The organism is Haloferula sp. BvORR071, from assembly GCF_000739615.1.
Lineage (GTDB): Bacteria > Verrucomicrobiota > Verrucomicrobiia > Verrucomicrobiales > Akkermansiaceae > Haloferula.
Map to the genome: position 1 here is coordinate 21409 of NZ_BATP01000027.1, position 21216 is coordinate 42624.

Genomic DNA, 21216 nt, shown 5'->3' on the forward strand with positions numbered 1-21216 from the left:
TGTGGGATCCCAAGGGGATGCTAGTTCTCCTCAAGCCGGACGCCCCGTGAGCCTTCCCCGAATCCTGACTGCGCTCGCCCTCCTGTTGTTCGCCGCGTGCTCGGGAAGCAGGGAGCTGCCTCCCGATACCCCGGAGACCGACGCCATGGAGCTGGTCGCCAGCGCTTTCACACGCTTCGAAGGCAGCGAGCAGCGGACGCCGCGAGACTGGCAGGAGCTCATGGCAGCGCACGGCGGAAGCTTCTCCGTCGATCAACTCGCCCCCCAGTCCCTGCCCTCCGTCCGCTATGAGCTGATCTTTCCGCCGCTGGAAGTGGCGGAACCCACCCGCGGAAAACTGCTGGTGGTCGCGGTGACCCGCAAGCCGATGAGAGAACCGGTCCGCCTCCTTGGTGCACGCGCCGGAACCAAAATCAGTGACCCGGGCCGCTACATGATCTTCAGGGGGCCCGATGGGAAGTTCACCTCCGGGTGGTTTCTCGAGCCTGATATCCAGGCGATGTGGTCCGCGGCAGGCCGCGCCCTGCCAGTCCCCGACCATGAGCCCGAGCGCCCTTGGCTCCGCGAGCGGCGGAAGGCGGACCTCGGTCTTCTCGCCTATTTCGCGGCAGTCGCCGCAGGCCTCTGGCTGATCCTTCGCTGGAGCCGCCGGCTCCGGAAAAGGATGTCCGAAGTGTAGGCCGAAAACCTTCCTGAAGAATTTTTTGAAAACATTGAACATCCGGACCCATGAAGGGTCTATGATCATGAAGACCGCGCTTGCCGCAGTTTTCATGTAAGGGTGAACAGCACAAAATCAGCTTCCTTGTCCATGGGTGTGGACGCCTAAAGGGAAATGATTCGGGCCGCCAGGGGTGGGACCTTGGCGGCCTTCCCTTGTACATCAGCCGCTTAGGTATTTCAGCCGCCCGAACTTGTGGCGCCTCCTGAATTTTCATAAAAATTCAGCGTGCTGCTGCCCCGCTTGCTCCCTCTGCTTGCCCTGTCCTCGCTCCCGCTGCCCTTGCAGGCGGCGGAGTTTGTCCGCGCTTTCGGGACCTTCCCGGCCGATGTCAGCCCCTGCAGCATCGTCACGGGAGCGGACGGTTACCTCTACGGAATCTCCGCCACCGACCCGAACCGCTCAGGTGCCACCTACCGGGTCGCCTCTGACAAAGGCAAATTCGAGCTGACTCACCAGTTCCCGGCTTCGGGAAATGTTCCGAACTTTACCCGCGGCGGCAGCATCCCCGACCAAATTCCGCTCCTCGGCAGGGATGGCTGCACTTACGGCTTCGCCAAACACGGCGGTCTTTTTGGCCACGGGGTGATCTTCCAAATCAGGCCGGACCGAGACTACGCGGCGATCGACCTCGATCCCTCCCAACTCCTTCCCGACCTGCCCATCGCCGGCAGCACCTTCGTGGACTCGCTGAGCGGCCTTTTCGAAGGCCCGGACCGCGCCTTCTACAGCTACCATCTGGCTGGTGCGCTAATCCGGATCGGCCGCGACGGAGTGATCACGAAGGTCGCCGACATCGCGCATCCGGGCACCGCCTTGCTCAACTTCGCCGACCCGCTATCCAGCGATCGCATCTACTCGGTCTCCTCCAATCTCACTGGCAGCGGGTCCAATCGCATCCATCTCCTGCAGATCCGCCTCAGCGATGGCGCGATCCTCAAGGAAGTCAGCAGCGCGGATTTCAGCGCGAATCCCAACCTGGTGAGCGCGCTGCCATCGGACTCCGGCCTGCTGGTCTCGGTGGCCGACGGCAGCTCAACCACGGTGAGCAGCCGACTCTACCGCTTGGAAGACTCGGGAGCCATGATACAGCTTGCCACCTTCGGCTGGCCGGACAATCCCGCCTTGCCGCCGAAGATGCACAAGTTCATCCACGCCACCACCGACGGCAGCATCTACTATTCCACCAGTAGCCAGCGCTCCGACAGCATCGCGGTGCAGGACGGCCGCACTCTGGTCGAGCTAAAGCCGGATGGCAGCTTTCGCACCATCTGTGGCTTCGGCGATGCACCCATGTTCAACGTGGTGGAGATGGCCGGATCCCTCTACGGCGCGACCTATGGCAAAGAGGTCTATGTCCCGAAAAACCAAGCTGGTTATCAGGAGGAATGGATAAGCCCGGCGAATGCGGCCAACTACACGATCTCCAAGACCACCAAGAAAGGCGGCTTCCACTTCCAAGTCGCCTTGGGTGATCCCGCGCTGCTGAACGCCCCGCCGGTGGTGAACGCCGACTTTGGGAAAGTCCCCTATTCGGGAGTCGTCATCGTCCGACCGCTCCGCAATGACCGGGATCCCGAACACCATGGACTGCGTATTCTCGATGTGCCGGAGCCCACCCACGGTCATCTCAGCCCCAGCTCGGATAGCAATCTGGTCAGCTGCTTCATCATGGACAACGGCAAGACCAGCTCCATCGGCACCTATCATGTGATCGACAAACAATCCCAAGTCGCCACCGGGGTTATCCTGCTCCGCGGAGCTCCCGGCAACTACCGGGATGAGGGGCTTCTCGCAGGACGCCGCCCCCTGACAATTTTGATCAAGCCCAGTGGCAACCTCCACGCCACGGTCCCTAGCGGCTCGGGCGGGGATGTGGTCACGGTCTCTGGCCGACTGGATTGGAATGACGAAGGCTTCGCCGGGATCAGACTCCCCTCCGGGCAGGTGGTGACTTTCCACGTCGCCATCACCGGCGGACATGGGACCAGGAAAATGGCGAACTACCGGATCCGCCAAGTGGACGGGACGATAATCACCGGTACGGCCCCGGATTATTTCGGTCACTGAGCCGCCCGCGCCCAAAGACCGCCGAAAAGCCTGGTCCCATGAGGCGGCTTCAAAGGGGCGGGGGAAATCCGTGAAAATAATTTTCGGAAACTTTGAACATCCTCCAACCCGGAAGGTCTATGACCATGAAGACCGCGCGTTGCGTGAGTTTTCATGTAAGGGTGAACAGCACAAAATCAGCTTCCTTGTCCATGGGTGTGGACGCTTAAAGGGAAATGATTCGGGCCGCCAGGGGTGGGACCTTGGCGGCCTTCCCTTGTACTGGCGGAGCGCCCATTACTGCTCGATCACCCGGAAGCCGAGGTCGGGGTGGCGGATGTCCCGCTTGTCGACCCACTGGCGGGCCAAGGCACCGGTGGACGGCTTCATGAAGGAGCCACCGATAAGGACCCAGCCTTGTTCCCCCAAGGGATTGGCCGGGTTCTTGGCCAAGCTGGCAGTCCACTCCGTGACCGAACCGGCCATGCCGACCAAGCCGGAGGGCGTGCGGTCGGTAGGCGGCGCCTCTTGGACCGGTCCCCAGCCTGCCGGGCGGAGCGAGCCGGGATCGGCGAGGTCGACGCGCATGGCGGCGAACCATTCTTCCTGCGTGGGCAGGCGGGAATTCTTCCACTTGCAGTAAGCGTAGGCGTCCCACCAATCGACATTCACCACCGGGCAGTCGCGGGACATGGCGCGGCCTTCCCACTGGCCGCCGGCCTTGGCTGCGGAGTGCATCGCAGTCCAGCCCTCCGGTTCGTGGTGGGTTTTCTCCGCTGGCTGCTCCGCGTGATTGTAGCCATTGCGGCGCTCGGCGGGGGCCGCATTCAGGGCCGCGAGGAACTCGGCATACTCGCCGATGGTAACCTCATGGCCGGAGAGCGAGAAGGCACTGAGACGGGCGGTCCCGCCATCCGGCAGGGGATGGCTGCCAGCCAGCACGATCACCGGCGGTGGGAGCTGGCCCGAGGGAGGCTTGCCATTGCCCTTCCCCTTCATCGCCAGCAGGCCGAGGCAAGCCAAGAAGCCCAGCGCGACGATTCCGAGGATGAGCGGCAGGGGTGATTTCGCCGACACCGCGCGGGCGGTAGGCGGGGCCGCGACATGGGGCGCGTGAGGCTCCGCCAGTTGCTGCTCGATCTGCTCGGCGTAGGAATGGACCTCCATCCAAGTCATGGTGCGGCCCAGATTTTCGCCACGCATCCATGCCAGCAGGGTGACCATCCGCGAGGCCCCGGGGCGGCCATCGGCCACCAAGGGCGGCAGGGTCCGGCCCAAGGTCAGGATGTCATCGGCCGAACGGCCGGGCGGACGCTCGCCCGCGCGGGCGAGATTGGCGATGCGGACCACACCGTGGTCATCGAGAAAAACATCATCCGGCCCGAGGGGCGCGGTCGAGATGCCTGCGGCTTCCAAGGTCATGGAGGCCTCTGAAACGCGGCGAAGGATTTGCGCGACCTGCGCCGGCTTCAGCGATTGCCGGGCATTCATGCGGGCCTCCAGCGAGTTCCCCGGCAGGCGCTCGAGGGTGGCGTAGCAGTGCTGGGCGTTCGAAACGGCCTCATAGACCGAGCCGACGAGCGGATGATCGACCGCAGCCTTCACCTGCATGTCAGCCAGGAACTTGTCCCGGCGGTCGAAGGCCGTCGGCTTCAGTTCGAAAAGAAGGACGGGACGATGGATGGAGGCCTGCTCTGCCTGCCACGTGAGGGTCACCGGGCTTTCGCCAATCAGGGTATCAAGTCGATAATCGCCGAGCATGGTGTCGGCGCGGGAGCGGGGATCATCCATGGAGTCAGCGTGGCAGGGGAGGAACTCCAGCCGGGAGCCGCTTCGCCTCCGAAGGAGAAATCGGAGGGGGCTCGGACTTGGGTCCCAAAAGGATCTGCGAAGGATCGACGATGTCCTCGGTCTGGAGGAACTCGGGATACACCTCTTCCTGCGGCTTGCCTGCGGCCACCGGTCCTTGGGCGGAGAGGTGACGCGGCCATGCCTGCGTATCGATGAGCTCGCCCTTATAGAAGAGTTTCACGACCTGGCCGTAGTAGGTGCGCTTGCCAAAGAGCTGCTGCTGCTGGAGGTCCTCCGAGGGCAGAATGTAGGTGACGCGGAGCGATTCCTCGCCGCCGTCGAAGTTGAACTCGCCGCTCACCCACTCCGGGATGGTCTTGCAGTCGGGGCTGCAGGGGACGATCTGCTTCTTGCCGTTGACCACGGTGGAGTCGAAGAACTCTACCTGCACATCGAGATCGTTGCCCACCTGGGTGCCGGGCTCGGCTTGGACCGGGACGGTTACCACGGTGCGCTCGCCATTCACGAACTTGTCGTCGCGGAAAATCCGGGCGCGACCCAGTCTCAGTTCATCACGCTTGGCATCGGGCAGATCGACGCCCATTTCGAGCTTCTTGGCAGCCAATTCGTAAAGGGAGCCGGCACCGGTGGTGCCGAGGTTGAAGACCGCCTGATAGGCGTCCGAGGCCTGCTCGGCGAGGCGGACGTCGTAGGCCGCCATGTCTTCATAAAGGAGACCCAGTTCGTAGAGAACGTTGGGATCTTCCGGTGCCTTTTCCTTAGCGGACTCCAACTTGATGATGGCGGAGGCATTGTCAGAGGCGAGACGGGCCTTGCGGGCTTCCACCACCAGCCGCTCGACTTCGGGATCGGCAATGCGAGGAGCGGCCAGCGGGTTAGCGCGGGGCAGGGAGACGGGCTCCGGAGCGGCGGCGATGGGCGGAAGAAGAGGGCGCGGTGCCGGCGGCGCGGCCGCGACCACGGGCGGGGTGGCGGCAGCGATGGTCACCACTTTGGTGACGATTCTCTCCTCCACGCGGACCTCGCGGGCCTTCTCCGTCCGGACTGCCAAGGCCACGCCACCGACCAGCAACTGGCCGAAAGCAATCACTCCCAGCCCCCAGCAGGAGAGGCGGAAAACGAGGTCAGAATGACACGACTTGCCGGACATGGACGGCAAACTAGGGATTCGTACGCGGGGAGGCAAGAAGGGACGATGGCTCCTACGCGGAACTTCGGACTTGGAATCCGGAGCCGCCGCGTCGTTCTTTCCCGCCGTGCAGCGCGAGGGCGGAATCCGCGATGAGACCGGGCGACGGCTGGAAGGCATGTCGCCGGTGGAGGTCGCTGCGGCGCTGCGGCACCTGCCCGGGCTGGTGTTTTTCGACACCGCGGGAAACCTGCCTGCCAGCTACGGGGCGCCGGTTTCGATCATCGCGGCGCGCCCCCGGGAGATTTACGGGGGATCGATTTTCTCGGCGGCGGACCGCGCCAGGCTGGCAGCGGCGGTAAAGCAGGGGGCGGCGACCCCGGCACCCGACCGGGGTTTCCCGCAGGGCGGGCTGTGCGGCTGGGTGGGTTACAAGGGAGAATTCGTCTTCGGGGACTACCCGGAGATGCTGGTCTACGACCACCGGAGCGGGGCTTGGCACGAGAAGGGCGAGCTTTCCGGGGAGATCCGCCGGAGACCCGGGGTGGAGCGGCCGGTGATCGGCCCCTTCCAGGCGCTGATGGAGCGGGAGAGATTTTTGGAAGGCGTCGAGCGGATCCACGAGTGGATCGCGGCGGGCGACATTTATCAGGTCAACCTCACGCAAGGCTTTCGCGCAGAGGTAAAGGGCGGGGATCTTTTCGAGCTCTACGAGACCCTGCGGGAATGCTCCCCTGCCCCGCTGGCGGCCTACCTCGACCTGGCGGGACGGGAGATCCTGTCCTCATCCCCGGAGACCTTTTTCCGGATGTCGGGGCGCGGGATCGAGACGCGACCGATCAAGGGGACGCGACCGCGGCATGCAGATCCGGACGAAGACCGGCGCTCGGCCTACGAGCTTCAAACCAGTCCCAAGGAGATCGCGGAGCTGGTGATGATCACGGACCTGCTGCGGAATGATCTGGGGCAGGTCTGCGAATTTGGGAGTGTGCATGTGGCCGAGATGCTGCAGCTCGAGACGCTGGGACAGGTGCATCACCTAGTCTCCACGGTGACGGGCAGCCTGCGCGAAGAGATCGGCCATGTGGATGCGGTGGCCGCGTGCTTCCCCGGTGGCAGCATCACCGGCGCGCCGAAGAAGCGGGCGATGGAAATCATCCGCGAGCTGGAGAGCACGCCGCGCGGGATCTATTGCGGGGCGATCGGGTATTTCGGCTACCACGGGGAGAGCCAGTTCAGCATCGCGATCCGGACCCTGGTGCGTGAGGGAGATGCCCTGAGCTACCATGTGGGCGCAGGGATCGTGGCGGATTCCGAACCGGTGAAGGAGTATGAGGAGACCCTGCACAAGGCCGCGGGGATCCGAATGGCTGTCGAGCGCTTCCACCCGTGAGTGGAGCGCCCGCCTTTTTTGAGGTGACCAGCCGTGGCCCTTACTTCGCGGGGATTCTTTTCCGCGCGGCGCGGTAACCCGGGGACTCTGCGGTGATCTCCCAGGCGCCGCCGCCATCCACGCCGGCCGGTTGGGCGGCCAGCTTGAGATTGCCTTGGGCTGTGCCGCGAGTTTCGGCGATGCCGGTGGAGAGATTGAGGATCGCCTTGATGATCTGTTCCGCCTCGGCATCGCTCGCTGCCACCTGCGGGGGCATGGGGATCTCGCCCCAAACGCCTGCGCCGCCGGTCTTGACCTTCGCCTGCAAGCGGGAGAGCGCGCCGGAATCGCTGCGATATTTCATAGCAACGTCCAAATAGGCCGGTCCCACCGAGGTCTTCTCGATCTGGTGGCAGGCGAAGCAGGCCTTGGCCACCACCAGCTTTTCGATGTCCCCGGGGAATTGCGGGCCGCCGGCATCGTGGCCGGTCGGCGGGATGTAGCGGGCGCGGACGACTGTTTTCGCGGGATCGGCTTGGCCGGTGACCTTGAAGGCCAGCTCCTCGCCGAAGCCTTGCTTGGCATCGCCCGTGGCGACCTCGAGTTCGAGGGCGGGGGCGGCGGCTTCTTCGACAAGCGGGATGCGGGCGATGGCGGTGGCGCCTTTGGCATCGGTGGCCACGGCACGGAGCTCTGAGCCACCGGCGGTGGAAACCGCGAGAGCCGGGCCGGTGCCGATCTTGCGCTCGTTGACACCTTCGGTCAGCCACCAGTCCACCTGCGGGGTGTCGCCATCCGGATCCTTGGCAGTGGCGGTGAAGGTCTCGCCTTCACGCTTGGCCGTGATCTCCGGCGGCTTGTTGCCATCGGCAGGGCGCAGGCGGCGGACCCGGCCGTCGTTGTTGAAGTACCACTCGGTGCCGTATTCGAGCATCCACAAGGTGCCATCGGCGGCCATCTCAAGGTCCATCGGATGCGTGAAGCCGTCCATCAGCGTGGTCAGCGAGACGAGCTCCTCATTGGGGCCGAGCTTGGCCTTCCACATCTTGTTGCGGATCCAGTCGTAGGTCAGCAGGGTGTGGTCGTCGCCCTTGCCGAGCAGGTTGTATTTTCTACTAGAATCATAGTAGAAGACCGGACCAGCCATGGCATTGCGGCCGCCCTCGCCGACGGCGGGGAACTCCTCGCTCTTCGCGTAGGGATACCAGATGAAGGCCGGATTTGCCGGGGGAAGGTCCACCAGGCCGGTGTTGAGCTTGCTCGGGTTCTTGGGCGCGGCGGGATCGGTCATCGGCCCGACCTTGCCAGTGGCGAAGTCGGTGATCGCGTAGGGTTTGTTGTTGGCGATGACGAAGGGCCAGCCGAAGTTGCCGGCCTTCTTGGCCTGGTTCACCTCGTCGTGGCCACGCGGACCCTTCGGGCCATTGTTGCTGGCATCAGGGCCGACCTCGCCCCAGTAGAGGATATTGGCCTTCTGGTCGATCGAGAGGCGGTAGGGGTTGCGCAGGCCCATCGTGTAGATCTCCGGGCGGGTCTTGGCGGTGCCGGGCGGGAAGAGGTTGCCCGGGGGAATCTCGTAGCCGCCACTCTCCGTCGGGCGGATGCGGAGGACCTTGCCGCGGAGGTCGTTGGTATTGCCCGCACTGCGCATCGAGTTCGCGTTGTCGTGGCCATCGCGGTCGTCCTGCGGCGCGAAGCCATCGCTCTCGAAGGGGTTGGTGTTGTCACCGGTGCTCAGGTAGAGCAGGCCATCCGGGCCGAAGGCCAGCGAGCCGCCGTGATGGCAGACGCGGTCGCGGCGGTCGGTCTTCACGTCGAAGAGGACCTTCTCCGAAGTGAGGTCGAGCTTGCCGTCCTTGAGTTCAAAGCGCGAGAGGCGATTCAGCAGCTCCTTGGGGTGGCTGTAGTAGATGTAGAGCCGCTGGTTCTTGGCGAAACCGGGATCAAGGGTCAAACCAAGGATGCCGTCCTCACGGGCCCAATTGCTGTCGCGGTCATTGCTGCGCAGGGCAGTGACTTCCAGATGGCCGATCTCGAACAGGCCGCCGGTCGCGGGGCGCAGGCGCAACACCCGGCCCTCGCGCTCGACGATGTAGATGTCGCCATCCGGAGCGGGCGCCAGCTCGATCGGGTCCTTGAGGGTCGGGGCGAAGAAGGTGCTTTCGATCTCCGCGGCGGAGGAAACGAGAGGCAGGGCAAGGGCTAGGGTTTGAAGGGCGGCAGTGCGCATTGCGCCCAGCATACGCTATCTGACAAGCAGGGGTTTCAGATGACACGGAATCACCCTTCCGTCACCGCTTCCGGGGACTCAAGCCTCATGGTGCGGCTTGGATCAGCACCCGGTAGAAACGCATGGGGCCGCCGCTGGTGTCATCCACTTGAAAGGTGCCCGGGCCATCGGCATCCGCCGTATTCAGCGGCGTGCCCGAATTGCTCCAGCCCACCAGATTGGTCGACACCTGGAGCTGATAGATCCGGTCGGGCAGGGTCGGGAAATTCAGGCGATAGCCGCCGCTGATCGTGCTGATTACCGGCTCTTGCGAAGCCTCGCCCGCCAGCACGGCCTGACGGCTGAGCACGGTGGCATTACGCGTTTCCGTCTTCACCGCCTGCGGCGAGGTGCCGGTGGCGATCAGGCGGTAGGAGCCGGGGGCGGCGATGCGCCAAGTGAAGTCCCAGAAGGCGCTCGAGCCCTGAACCTCCGGCTGGACGCCCGCCGTTGCCGGATCGAAGTCCACCGGCGTCAGTGCACCGCTGCCGATCACGAAGGCGAGATCCACGGCGGTGGTGGTCGTATCGGTTTCCACCCGCACGGTGTAGTCCATGGGCGGTGCTCCCGGTTCATCCGGCAGGATGATCTCGACCGGTCGGCCGGTGGCATCCACCTCCAGCGGGCGCAGGATGCTCACCCTCGGGCCGGAGCCTGCGAGTGCCGCCAAGCGACGAGTGGCCGTTAGGTCGACCAGCGGATCGGGCCGGTTCTGGAAGATCTCGACGCGATACAAGAAGCCGGGCCTGCCGTCGTAGAGATTCGGCAGTGAGAAGGCCAAGGCGTGGTAGTCGGCTGTCGCGTTGTAATTGATTGAGAGCGCCGCGGCATCGAGGGTCTGCACCCCCGCCGGCCAAGTATCATCCACACCGTAGCGGACGGTGAAGCGGGCCTTGAGCTGCGCGTCGTTCAAGCCATCGGCCAGCGACTTCGAGAAGTAGGTCTTCAGGACGTAGGTGCTGCCAATCGAAGCACCGTCGCTCTGCGGGAAGGCGACGAACATCTTCCGGTCCGGACCCGAGGTGCTCACCGTGCGGGTCAGCGTGGTGAAGTGCCCGGCGACATCACCGAGGCTGCTGTCCGAGGAAGAGGTCAGCTCCTTGAGCCGCACCTGGATGGTGGCATTGCCGGTCGCCGGGATGTTCACGTAGTTAAAGCGGAACTCACGGGCATGCGCCGGATTTGCCGGAGTGATGCTGGCATTGGGTGTGACTTCGCTTGCCTTCACCCATGCACCGTTGCCGCTGTTCGCGCCGGTGGCGGAGTCGTCGTTGCTGGCATCGCCGTCATCAATCTTGTACCAGACCTCGGTGGTGAAGGCGTCCGCGCGCACCACGGATCCATATTCGCTGCCGCCGACCGTCGCGCCATCCGCAGAGGGGAACATGATCTGCCCGGTCGGGGTCGCAGCATCGTAGTAGAAGGTCTGCGTGAAGGTATTGTAGAGCGAGGCCTTGCCGCCGCGCTTCAGGAAGGGCCGCGCGCGCAGCACGTGGAAGCCCTCCGCGAGACCGGTCTCCGGAGTGCCGTAGTCATTGTGCGGCGCGTAGCTGACCGTGCCGGCGTTGAAGCCGGTGATATTGAAGATGGTCATCATCTTCTTCTTTTTCGCCACCGTATCCGGCCCGGATGGATAGACGCTGGCTGCGCCTTCCTTGTAGATGCCGAGCTTGTATTTCAGCGTTACGCCCGCCGCGGGCTTCGGAATGCTGGCCGAGGACCACCAGTCATCGGTGCCCTGGTTGTGGGAGTAATGCATCTCCACCACTTGGGTGGCCCCGGTGCCAGTGCCGCCCGCGCCCTCCGGATTGCTGCCATCGGTGGTGTAGTAGAAATACATGTTGAAGCCGGTGCCGACGCCATTCGGCTTCGCCCACACGGTGATCGTGGAAGCGTTCTCGGTGTACTGCTTCGGTGGCACGCCGCCGGGCCAGCCACCCGCGGGCGTGCCCGCCGCATCCGCCGCCGGATCATGGTAGAGGAAGGAGGCCACCTCACCGCCCTGGGTGCTGAAGTCATTCGCGTTGTCCGGCCCGTTCGCGATGGTGAAGCCGGTGCCGCCGATCACGCGTTGATAGGTCTCCGCCCCGGATGAGCCGATCTGGTTGCGCGCCGAGTTCTTGGCAGCGAACTTCTCCGCGAACTGCCGGTGCGCGAAGGTGGGCTGCTCGTAGCCCATGAAGACGTCCGTGCTGAGCGCGGGCGGGAGATCGCGGTAGAGAGGATCGGTATTGCCCGCCGGCCGGGTGCCATTCAGGTCGATCCCACCGTCCAGCTTGAGCAGGATGTTTTGTGCCGAGCCATCCGCCCGGACCACGAAGCGCAAATCGCTGGCGCTGGTCACCCGCGGCACCGGCATACGATAGGTGTAGTCGTTCGTCACCGCATCGGGCAGGCCGTAGGGATTGAAGCCCGGATCACCGTCCGTGCCGTCCTTGCGCTCGACCTCGAAAGTCCCGGCCTTCTCCGTGCCCTGATAGATCGTGATCGGCGAGCCACCCGCGTTTTTCCAAACGTCGGATTCTTCCGGCGTGCGCGGCGCGAAGACGAAGTAGCTGCCGGGCGCCACAACCACGGAATTCAGCGAGGAGGCATAAGTGTAGAAGCCGGTCTGACTGCCGTAGCCGCGCGCATACTGGAAGAGATACTCATCGTTGGTGTCGGCGTTGTTTTCCGAGCCGCCGCCACCCTGTGAGGGGAAGGAGGTTCCACCGAGGATCGCCTTGCCGGAGGCGTAGTTGTCGTTCACCGCGATCAGCATGGTCGCACCCTTGCGCTCCTTGAGCGCCTGGTCGTTCTCGCTGAATTCCCGGTCATCGATCCGCTCGTAGCTCACGAGGTCCGCATCGCTGTAGCGGCCGCGCTGCCAGCCACGCGCGAAGTCGTTGTGGATCTTCAGCAGGTTGGGAATCCGCGCATCGCCCCACTGGCCGAGAAAGGCGGTATTCGCATGCCGCGGGAAGGCACCGCCGCTGGCACCCAGCACGTCGGCGTGGTAGTTGCCATCGGTGTAGATGAGTCCCATGCCGGCGCGGGTGAGGTAGAGGGCATGCTGGAGTTCGCGGCGCGACGCGTAGTCATTGTCGTGGCTCTGCGCGTGCATCACCGACACGCCAGCGGAAAAACCGCCATAGCCCGGCTGATCGTAGCCCTGGAGGCCCGACGAGGGATTGCCCAACACGTTGTTCAGGTTGTTCCGCAGGTCGTTGTCGATGAGACGCATGCCGGCATCGATGTAGGATCCGTAGCCCGGCGGCTGGCCGAGGTGCTCGCCGAAGAGCATCGCGTCGTCACGGCCTTGCTCGGTGTCGAAGACGCTGTCGCGGTGATTGCCCCAGTCGGAGAAGCCGCGGCTCAGATTGAACTGCTGCTGGATCTGGCCGGTGTAGCCGTAGTTCGACGAGTCCTTGTCGGCTCCGAAGGTGGCGCCGAAGAAATCCGCGGGCGTGTGCTTTACCGCATCCAGGCGGAAGCCGTCGGCCTTGGTGCGATCGAGCTCCCAGCGCGCTGAGCGGTTGAGGAATTCTTCCACCCGCTCGCTGTAGAATGAGCTGTTTGCCGCAATCAACGCCGCGGTGATGCCGTTGCCGGGACCGAAGCCAACATAGTTGCCTTGCCCCGCGGAGTGCTTCTGCCCGGGAGCGGTCGGGACGTAGCAGTAGAATTCCGGATTGTCCGGATGGCGGACGAAGTTCGGCTTAGTGGCGGTGTCGCCTTCGTTGGTGCCGTGGTTGCGATTGGTCGAGCCCGGCTCGGTGGCAATGTCGATGAGATCGGAGAGCCCGAGGTTCTGCACCTGCCACTCGCTGTTCCAGTCCCGGGTGTTATCCCACTTCCGGTAGAAGCCATCGGCGGTCTTGCGGAGGTGGAAGTCCGCCGGCAGGAATCCGGTGTAGACGTTCTCCGGCACCGAGTCGTTGTACTTCGGCGTCTCGAACGCATTGTGGTTCATGATATTGTCGAAGTAGATGCGGATCCCGAAGCGGTGCGCGACCCGCACCATTTCGAGGAGTTCCGCCTCCGTCCCGTAGCGCGTCCGAACCGTCCCGCGCTGGTCCTTCGAGCCGAGGTCAAAGCGGTCCCAGCAATCGTAGCCCACCGAGAGGCCGCCGGAACCCTTGGTGGGCGGCGGCAGCCAGAGCGAGTCATAGCCTGCCTCCGCCAACTCGGGCATCTTGCGAGTGATCTCGGCCCAGCTGGTGTTGAAATACTGCAGCATCGCCTCGCCGTGGGCGGCGGGCGTGGCGAGCAGGTAAAGCGCTCCGGCCAGGCCGGCGAGTCGGGACAGAGGGTTCATCGTGGGTTTCGAAGGCCAAGCCGGGGGCACGTGTGTCCGCCGCCTTGGGGGCAAGAACGGAATGTCGCTCCCACACCATAGGTTTAAACACACCCGGAAACAACCGGCGGCCGCCGCTGTCACGGAGAAGGCCGGGCGCTCTGCTCTCCAATCCTAGCTCCCCGCTCAATTCCCTCCCCCAGCCAAAACAAGGTCTACTTGCAGCGGATCATTCCCGGGCACCGGCACATAGGCTTGCTGCTGGTACGGTCATCGCTATTTTTCCCCGGTGGCCGGAGACGAGGAATTCTCCCATTATTCGGAGGACGACGTACGTCGCCTTTATCCGATCCTGCGCGCGATGGCCGGGGAGCGGATGGCCTTCGAACGGCCGGGGAATACCCTCCAGCCGACCGCGCTCGCTCACGAGGCCTGGCTGCGGATGCGCTCCAGCGGTGATCCGAACTGGAAAAACACCGCCCATTTTTTCACCGCCGCCGCGGAGACGATGCGCCGGATCCTGATCGACCGGGCGCGGCGCCGGAAGCGCGTCAAACATGCCGGCGACCTGGAACGAGTGCCAATGTCCGAGGCTGAAAATGAGGGGCTGGACGAGGACGAGCCGACACTGCAGGTCAACGCGGCCTTGGAGAAATTGAAGAAGGTCAATCCGCCGCGGGCGCAGGTGGTGCTATTGAAATTCTTCGGCGGGCTGACGAACCAGGAAGTGGCCGGGGAGATGGGCATCACGGAACGGACGGTGGAGCGCTACTGGGCCTACGCGAGGACTTGGCTATTTCGGGAAATCCGGGGCCAGCGCTGATTTTTGTCGGGTTTTCACCGCGATTGTCGCACCATGGGAAACGATTGAAGCTATATCGGCGAATTTTTGGTTCATGAAGGAAGCAATCGATGATCTCGCCGAGCACGGAACGGACCCGCTTGCCATCGAGAATGCGATTTTCGAAACCGCCCTGCAGATCACGGACCCACTGCAGCGGCGGGAGTTTCTCGACCGGACCTTTCACGGCGATCCCGAAGGCCGGAGAGACATGGAAGAACTTGTCGAGATGGCGGGGACCTCCTCCGCCTTCTTTATCGAAAGCCGGCTGGATGCCGCAGAACTGGCGCAGGAGCTGATCGACGAACTGCCCGAGAGCGAATTGCCCGCCGATGATGCTCAGGCCTCGAGCGGCGAAAGGGAAGGCGCCACCATCGACCGCTACACGCTGCTGCGGAAAATCGGCGAGGGCGGTGTCGGCGAGATCTTCGAGGCACGTCAGGAGGGCATGGTGCGCACGGTGGCACTCAAGATCATCCGCAGCGGCATGGACACGGGTTCGGTGGTGTCACGCTTCGAGGCCGAGCGGCAGACGCTGGAAATCATGGAGCACCCGAACATCGCACGGGTACTGGATGGTGGCCGGACCTTCCGCGGCCGGCCTTACTTCGTAATGGAACTCGTGCGCGGCGCCCGCATCACGACCTTTTGCGAGACCCGGCAGCTCGACATCCACGCGCGGCTCGAGCTTTTCCTGCTCGTTTGTCACGCGATCCAGCACGCGCACCAGAAGGGCGTCGTCCATCGCGACATCAAGCCGTCGAACGTCCTGGTCGAGAACGTGGACGGAATCCCCGTGCCGAAGGTCATCGACTTCGGCATCGCGAAGGCGCTCCAAGGTCCGTCGCGCGGACAGGGCGGGATCACCCAAGTCGGGCAATTCATCGGCACCCCGGCCTACATGAGTCCCGAGCAGGTCGACATGGGCGCGATGGACATCGACACCCGCGCGGACATCTACAGCCTCGGGGCCTTGCTCTACGAGCTGCTCGCGGGGCGGCCGCCCTTCGACACGGAGAAGCTGTTAGAGAAGGGCGTGACGGAAATGCGCCGCATCTTGATCGAGGTGAATCCGCCGCTGCCCTCGGAGGCGGCCCGGACTCCGGCGGAGGAAGAAAAAGGAAACGCCCTGCCGGGCTCGCGGGAAAAATGGGCCCACACGCTGCGCGGCGATCTCGACTGGATCGTCTTCAAGGCGATGGAGAAGGAGCGGAACCGCCGCTACCAGACGGCGTCCGGCCTGGCCACGGACCTCCGGCGCTACTTGAAGAACGAGCCGGTAACCGCGCACAAGCCGAGCCGCGGCTATTTCATCTGGAAGTTCTTCCAGCGCAACCGCGCGGCGTGCCTGCTCGGCGTGGCGGTGCTGCTGTCGCTGCTGGCTGGCCTTGGCACGACGACCTTGCTCTATCTCCGCAAGAACGACGCGCTCGCCGAGCAAGCCCGCCTCAAGCGTCAGGCCCAAGCCCGGGCGAATGTCTCGCGGGCGGTACTGCTGCTGGGCGAGGGCAACACCGCGGAAGCGGACCGCCTGTTGCGGGAGAATCCGCTGCAGTCGATCGAGGTTTCGCCGGAAGCGGCGGAAGTGTTCCGTTCACTCGGGCGCTGGAATGCGACCTTCGGCCGCTGGCGGCAGGCGGCGGATTGTTTCCGCTTGATGAACGAGGCCAACCGCTTGGGCAACCGCGCCACGATGCTGGGGACCAACGATCTGCTGATGACCGCGCCGACTTATTTGGAAGCCGGAGACCTGAAGGCCTACGAAAGTCTGCGCGCTGAAATGATCGACCGCTACACGCCTGTGGCAAACGGCGTCCACGCCGAACGGCTCTTGAAACTATGCCTGCTGCTGCCGGCGGACTCGCGGACCCTGGAGCGACTGGAAAGCACCGCACAGGTGTGCCGGGGGGATCCCCCCGCCAAGAATGCCCGGTCGAGATATCCGGGGTGGAATGCATTTTCGCTATCGCTCTTCCATTACCGGAAGGGCGAGTTTCAGGAGGCGATCCACGAGGCGGAGAATTCTCTCGCCGTCGAGGACAAGGTCGGCAGCCGGGTATCCGCCGCCCGCTGCGTGCTTGCGATGGCGCGCTTCAAGCTCGGCGAGGCCGAGGAAGCCCGCAGCCAGATGGATCTGGCGAAATCGGAACTCCATCGGGTGGAGTCCCAGATCGGCGAGTCCGGCTTCCCCTCGATCGGCAATTGGTTCGCGTGGTCGGTGGTGCGGATCCTGATCCGTGAGGCGGAGGCCATGATGGGAAAATAGGCTCACTGGCACGAATTCTCCGGATTCCGGAAAATTCCTGTCGGGTTCGGACGGGGTGAAAGCGCCTTCAGGAGGGATAGGCAATTCCGGAGTGCTCCAGTGCGCTCTAGGCCGCCTGGCCCCATCGAACTCCAAACCCGTGACCGAGGCGGCTTGCCCCACACAACCCAAGCCCGCCCCCCACGCCAGAATACCATGAACCCAAAGCACCATTCCCGATTCCTCAGCACAAGCATCCCTTCCCTCCTCGCCCTCGGCGGATTTGCCGACATCGCCTGTTCACAGACCACGCGCACCTGGGATGGCGGCGGCGTTCCTGCCACCAACATGGACATCGCCACCAACTGGAGTGGCGACACCGTCCCGACCGGCACCGCTCCCGGGGATACCGCGCAATGGGATGGCACCGTCGCCGGGAATCTCTCGCTGAGCTACACCGCCGCAGGAACCGGAGCAAACCTCTCCGCAGGCGATGGCGTTTTCCTTAACATCCTCGGCACTCAAACGGGCTCGCTGACGATCAATGAATTCAGTGGCACGACGGGCTTGCGTCTTCGGGATCTCACCGTCGCCAGCGGCGCGGGCGCTCTGACCTTTGGCAGCACTGCGGGAACCGACGTCCTGACCTTGGGTTCCACCGCCGTTCTAAGCCATATGTGGACGAACAACTCGTCGAACCCGGTCACCTTCAGCTCCGATGTCCAATTCGGTGCCGGCGGTAATGGGGCCCATGCGTTAACCCTGACCGGCACGGGTAATTGGAATGTGAACACCAGCCTGATCAGGAATGCCTCGGGCACTATCAACGTGATCAAGGACGGCGCGGGCACGATGAACCTCGGCACCGTCAATTCCCTCGGCAATGCGGCCTTCACGATCAATGCCGGCACGCTCGACAACACGAGCGGTGCCGCGCTGACGCTGACCAACACAGCCCAAACCTGGAATGGCGATTTCGCCTATGGCACCGGAGCTGGCACGAACTTGAATGACCTCAGCCTCGGCGCTGGGGCGGTCTCTCTCGGCACCGCGGCGGGCACGAGCCGGACGATCACCACCAACGGAGGGGCGCTGCTGACGGTCGCGGGAGTCATCTCCAACGGCACAACCGCGAACAGCATCATCAAGTCGGGTACGGGAGGATTACGACTCGATGGCACCAACACCTTTACCGGGGGCTTGACGGTCAATTCGGGTGCGCTGCATGTCGCTAACAATGCGGCCTTGGGAACCGGTCCGTTGACGTTCAACGGCAGCCTGATCGTGCCACGCCTCGCCTCACGCACGCTCGCCAACGCGGTGACGGTCGGCAGCGACTTCACCCTCGGCGCCACGGGCGTCAACAATCAGCTCAACTTTTCGGGAACGATGAGCTTGGGCGGTGGCACGCGCACCATCACAGTGTTCGACACTACCATGAATCCCGATGTGACCATCTCCGGCGTGATTTCCAACGGCGGTCTCACGAAGGCTGGCGCGGGCACTATGGTTCTCACCGGCACCAGCACGTTCTCCGGCCCAATGACCGTCAATGGCGGCCTCCTGCGAGTGAACGGCACCGGCACGATCAACAGCAGCAGCGGCATCACGATCAACGGCAGCGACGCAAAGCTTTTGTTCACGAGCAGCGTCGCATCAACACCCCCGATCACCCTGACCCAAGGCACGCTGGATGCAACGGGCACGGTCGGCGCGGTGAATGTGGGAGCCTCAGGCACGGCCATTCTGGCCCATGGCAATGGAGGCACGGCGACGCTGACGACAGGCAACCTCAGCTTCGCCGGCCCTGCGACGGTGAAACTGGCCAGCAGCAGCACGGGGCCTGGCATCGCGGCCGGGACCTTGACCACCTCGGGCACCAACGGCGCGATCTTCATCGATATCACCCGGACGGAAGTCTGGAGCAACGGGGCGAACAACCTCATCAGCTTCACCTCCTTCCCCGCGGCCGATATCAGTGACTTCGACTTCAACATCGCCAGCGGCCCTGCCTTGGGCGCTCGCCAGTCACTCGGAGCCCTCGTCCTCAACGGCAACAATATCGCACTCCAAGTCAACGGCACCTCGATCTACTGGACAGGGCTCCAGAGCAACCAATGGACCCTGAGCGCGGTGGGCGGTTCGAAAAATTGGAAGCAGACCTCGGACAACACAGCGACCGACTTCCTGGATGCGGACCAAGTGGTGTTCGACGACACGCCGGGAGCCAATCAGACGGTTCAAATCAATGATGGCGACGTCTTCACCACCACGACGACGTTTAACAACTCGACGGTCAACTATACCTTTTCGAGCAGCGGCAGCTTCGGCATCAGCGGCGGAACGCTCACCAAGAACGGCACGGGCAGCGTGACGCTCAACACCAACAACACCTACAGCGGCGGCACGACGCTCAACGCCGGCACGATCCGCGTGAACTCCGCCAGCGCCCTTGGCACGGGCGCGGTGCTCATCAACGGCGGAACGCTCGACAACACCAGCGGCGGGCCGGTCGCTCTCGCGAGCAACAACGCCCAGACTTGGAACGGCGACTTCACCTTCACCGGTAGCAACGCGCTCGACATGGGCACGGGCGCTGTGACGGGCGGCGGCAGCGGAGATCGCACCGTTACGGTGTCGGCGAACAGTCTCACCGTGGGCGAACTGAAGACGGCCGCCAGCCAAGGCTTCATCAAGCAGGGCACCGGTACGCTGGTGGCGAACAGCAATGGCGCCAACACCGCGGGCAGCGTCGTCAACGGCGTCCTGAACGTCGCGGCGGGCACCCTGCAGATGAACGGCACCACTGGCACCTCCGGCGATTTTGTCGCAGCGGGCATCAGCGGCAGCGGTAGCATCACCAATGGTGCCGCCACGGAACGCGCGGTCTATTCCAATGCCGCGACCGGCAGCTTCAACTTTTCCGGCTCCCTTTCCCACGGAGCCGCCGGTGCGCTCGGCATCAACAAGTCCGGCGCGAGCACACAGACGCTCTCGGGCACCAGCAACTACTCGGGCCAGACCACGGTCACCGGTGGCACGCTCAGCCTCAGCGGGACGAACTTGGGTGGTGGTGCGGTGAGCGTCAACGGCTCGGCCGCCACCCCTGCCGTTCTCGACCTTCGGAGCAGCACCGCGCTCGGAACCAGCGTGGTGAGCTCCATCAATCGCAACTCCGGCATCCAGTTGCAGGGCGGCATAACATTGCCAAGCACCGTCAGCTTTGTCATCAGCAACGACGGTGTGGCTGCCACGGTACCCTACGCGATCGGCAACCTCGGCGGAGACAATACGATCGGAGGTGCCATCAGCCTGACGACCGGTGGCGGGAATTCAATCATCCAGTCCGATAGCGGCTCGCTGACGCTGGCGGGCAACATGAGCATCGCCCCCGGGCAGGGCTCGCGCAATTTCGTCCTGCAAGGGCTCTCCACCGGCGCGAACACGGTCAGCGGCGTGGTTTCCGACCTCAGCGTCACCTCGGTCACCGGCATCATCAAGAACGGACCCGGCACCTGGACGATCAACGGCACGAACACCTACTCCGGTCCGACCACCGTGAGTGCGGGAACGCTCGTCATGAGCGGCAACAATTCCGCGGCATCCGGAGACGTGACGGTGGCCGCGGACGCGACCCTTGCCGGCAATGGCAATCTCGGCGGCAACGTCACCATTGCTACCGGCGGCATCCATTCGCTTGCCGTGGCCGCCACTCCCGGCGCCCAGATGACCCGGACCATCACCGGTTCGCTGACCCAGACCGGCAGTGTCCTGAACCTGAGCGCAGCCGCCACCCCCGCGGCCGGGGTCTATGTCCTCGCCACTGCGAACGGCGGCATTGTGGGCACTCCCGCCACGATCAACTACAACGGTATTTCGGGAGCGGTTGCAGTGAATGGCAATAACCTTGAGCTGACCGTCTTCGGTAGCGTGAGCTACGCGACTTGGGCCGCGACCAACGCAGGTGGCCAAGCTTCGCATCTGGACTTCGACAAGGACGGCGTCCAAAACGGGGTCGAGTACTTCATGGGGGCGACCGGTTCCACGTTCACTGCCAATCCCGGCATCGTGAACGGCAAGGTCACTTGGCCAAAAGATCCGGCGTTCAGCGGGACCTATACCGTCCAGACCTCGCCTGACCTCGTCACCTGGACCGACGTTTCCTCCACAGTCGTGGGCAATACCGTCGAATACACGGTGCCCACCGGACAACGCAAACAGTTCGTCCGTCTCAAGGTGACACCCAACTGAGCCAATTCCTCGGCGGCGTGCCGGTGGTTCAGACCGCCTCCCGGCTCGCTGAGGCGAAAAACTTACTAGCTCGGGTTCGAGGTCGAGGTCAAGGGACTCGGGGCTAGGTCAGCCGTCATCGCTTCGCGCGGTGGCGGCTGTTTTTCTAGGGGAGGCGTAGCTCGCACTTTCCGGGGCGGTCTGTCACGCAGAGGGAAACTCTCGCTTTTCCCGGGCCAATGTCGAAATTTTACAAGCCAATCGCGTTTGAT

At 64.0% G+C, this 21216-nt stretch carries 10 protein-coding genes; 6 read left to right on the top strand and 4 right to left on the bottom strand.

What is annotated here, in order from left to right; translation table 11 throughout:
* Positions 1-46 precede the first annotated feature (46 nt).
* On the top strand, positions 47-679 hold the full coding sequence (locus tag BV071_RS14815) for a hypothetical protein (protein WP_265594456.1): 633 nt from the start codon (positions 47-49) through the stop codon (positions 677-679).
* Positions 680-949: 270 nt separating this feature from the next.
* A complete protein-coding gene (locus BV071_RS14820) occupies positions 950-2791 on the top strand; it encodes a choice-of-anchor tandem repeat GloVer-containing protein (RefSeq protein WP_035608602.1) in 1842 nt (613 codons plus the stop codon).
* A gap of 276 nt (positions 2792-3067) precedes the next feature.
* On the opposite strand, the gene BV071_RS14825 is transcribed toward BV071_RS14820, so the two are convergent.
* Both BV071_RS14825 and BV071_RS14830 read right to left on the bottom strand, forming a co-directional pair.
* A complete protein-coding gene (locus BV071_RS14825; RefSeq protein ID WP_035608605.1) occupies positions 3068-4561 on the bottom strand; it encodes an SUMF1/EgtB/PvdO family nonheme iron enzyme in 1494 nt (497 codons plus the stop codon).
* 4 nt (positions 4562-4565) lie between these two features.
* Positions 4566-5732, bottom strand: a complete 1167-nt coding sequence (locus BV071_RS14830; protein WP_035608607.1) for a hypothetical protein — start codon at positions 5730-5732, stop codon at positions 4566-4568.
* Between the two features lie 70 nt (positions 5733-5802).
* Here BV071_RS14830 and pabB point away from each other — a divergent pair, with 70 nt between their 5' ends.
* Positions 5803-7104 carry an aminodeoxychorismate synthase component I gene (gene pabB / locus BV071_RS14835; RefSeq protein ID WP_265594457.1) on the top strand — a complete coding sequence of 434 codons (1302 nt, stop codon included), beginning with the start codon at positions 5803-5805 and terminating at the stop codon, positions 7102-7104.
* 40 nt (positions 7105-7144) lie between these two features.
* Here the strand turns inward: pabB and BV071_RS14840 are convergent, their stop codons facing one another.
* Positions 7145-9313, bottom strand: a complete 2169-nt coding sequence (locus BV071_RS14840; protein ID WP_265594458.1) for a PQQ-dependent sugar dehydrogenase — start codon at positions 9311-9313, stop codon at positions 7145-7147.
* Positions 9314-9398: 85 nt separating this feature from the next.
* Entirely contained in the window at positions 9399-13649 is a 4251-nt protein-coding gene (locus BV071_RS14845; RefSeq protein WP_035608609.1) for an alpha-amylase family glycosyl hydrolase, read from the bottom strand.
* Positions 13650-13917: 268 nt separating this feature from the next.
* On the opposite strand from BV071_RS14845, the gene BV071_RS14850 reads away from it, so the two are divergent.
* The 3 genes from BV071_RS14850 to BV071_RS14860 all read left to right on the top strand — a co-directional run bounded on the left by BV071_RS14850 (position 13918) and on the right by BV071_RS14860 (position 20965).
* Positions 13918-14451, top strand: a complete 534-nt coding sequence (locus tag BV071_RS14850) for an ECF-type sigma factor (RefSeq protein WP_035608610.1) — start codon at positions 13918-13920, stop codon at positions 14449-14451.
* A gap of 73 nt (positions 14452-14524) precedes the next feature.
* Positions 14525-16735, top strand: a complete 2211-nt coding sequence (locus BV071_RS14855; RefSeq protein ID WP_052573377.1) for a serine/threonine-protein kinase — start codon at positions 14525-14527, stop codon at positions 16733-16735.
* A gap of 195 nt (positions 16736-16930) precedes the next feature.
* Positions 16931-20965 carry an autotransporter-associated beta strand repeat-containing protein gene (locus BV071_RS14860; RefSeq protein WP_035608611.1) on the top strand — a complete coding sequence of 1345 codons (4035 nt, stop codon included), beginning with the start codon at positions 16931-16933 and terminating at the stop codon, positions 20963-20965.
* Positions 20966-21216: the final 251 nt, after the last annotated feature.

What these genes read in the sequence shown, in the direction of transcription:
- BV071_RS14840 (WP_265594458.1), bottom strand. Translation starts at nt 9,313, where the DNA reads ATGCGCACTGCCGCCCTTCAAACCCTAGCCCTTGCCCTGCCTCTCGTT.
- BV071_RS14855 (WP_052573377.1), top strand. Translation starts at nt 14,525, where the DNA reads ATGAAGGAAGCAATCGATGATCTCGCCGAGCACGGAACGGACCCGCTT.
- BV071_RS14830 (WP_035608607.1), bottom strand. Translation starts at nt 5,732, where the DNA reads ATGTCCGGCAAGTCGTGTCATTCTGACCTCGTTTTCCGCCTCTCCTGC.
- BV071_RS14825 (WP_035608605.1), bottom strand. Translation starts at nt 4,561, where the DNA reads ATGGATGATCCCCGCTCCCGCGCCGACACCATGCTCGGCGATTATCGA.
- BV071_RS14845 (WP_035608609.1), bottom strand. Translation starts at nt 13,649, where the DNA reads ATGAACCCTCTGTCCCGACTCGCCGGCCTGGCCGGAGCGCTTTACCTG.
- BV071_RS14860 (WP_035608611.1), top strand. Translation starts at nt 16,931, where the DNA reads ATGAACCCAAAGCACCATTCCCGATTCCTCAGCACAAGCATCCCTTCC.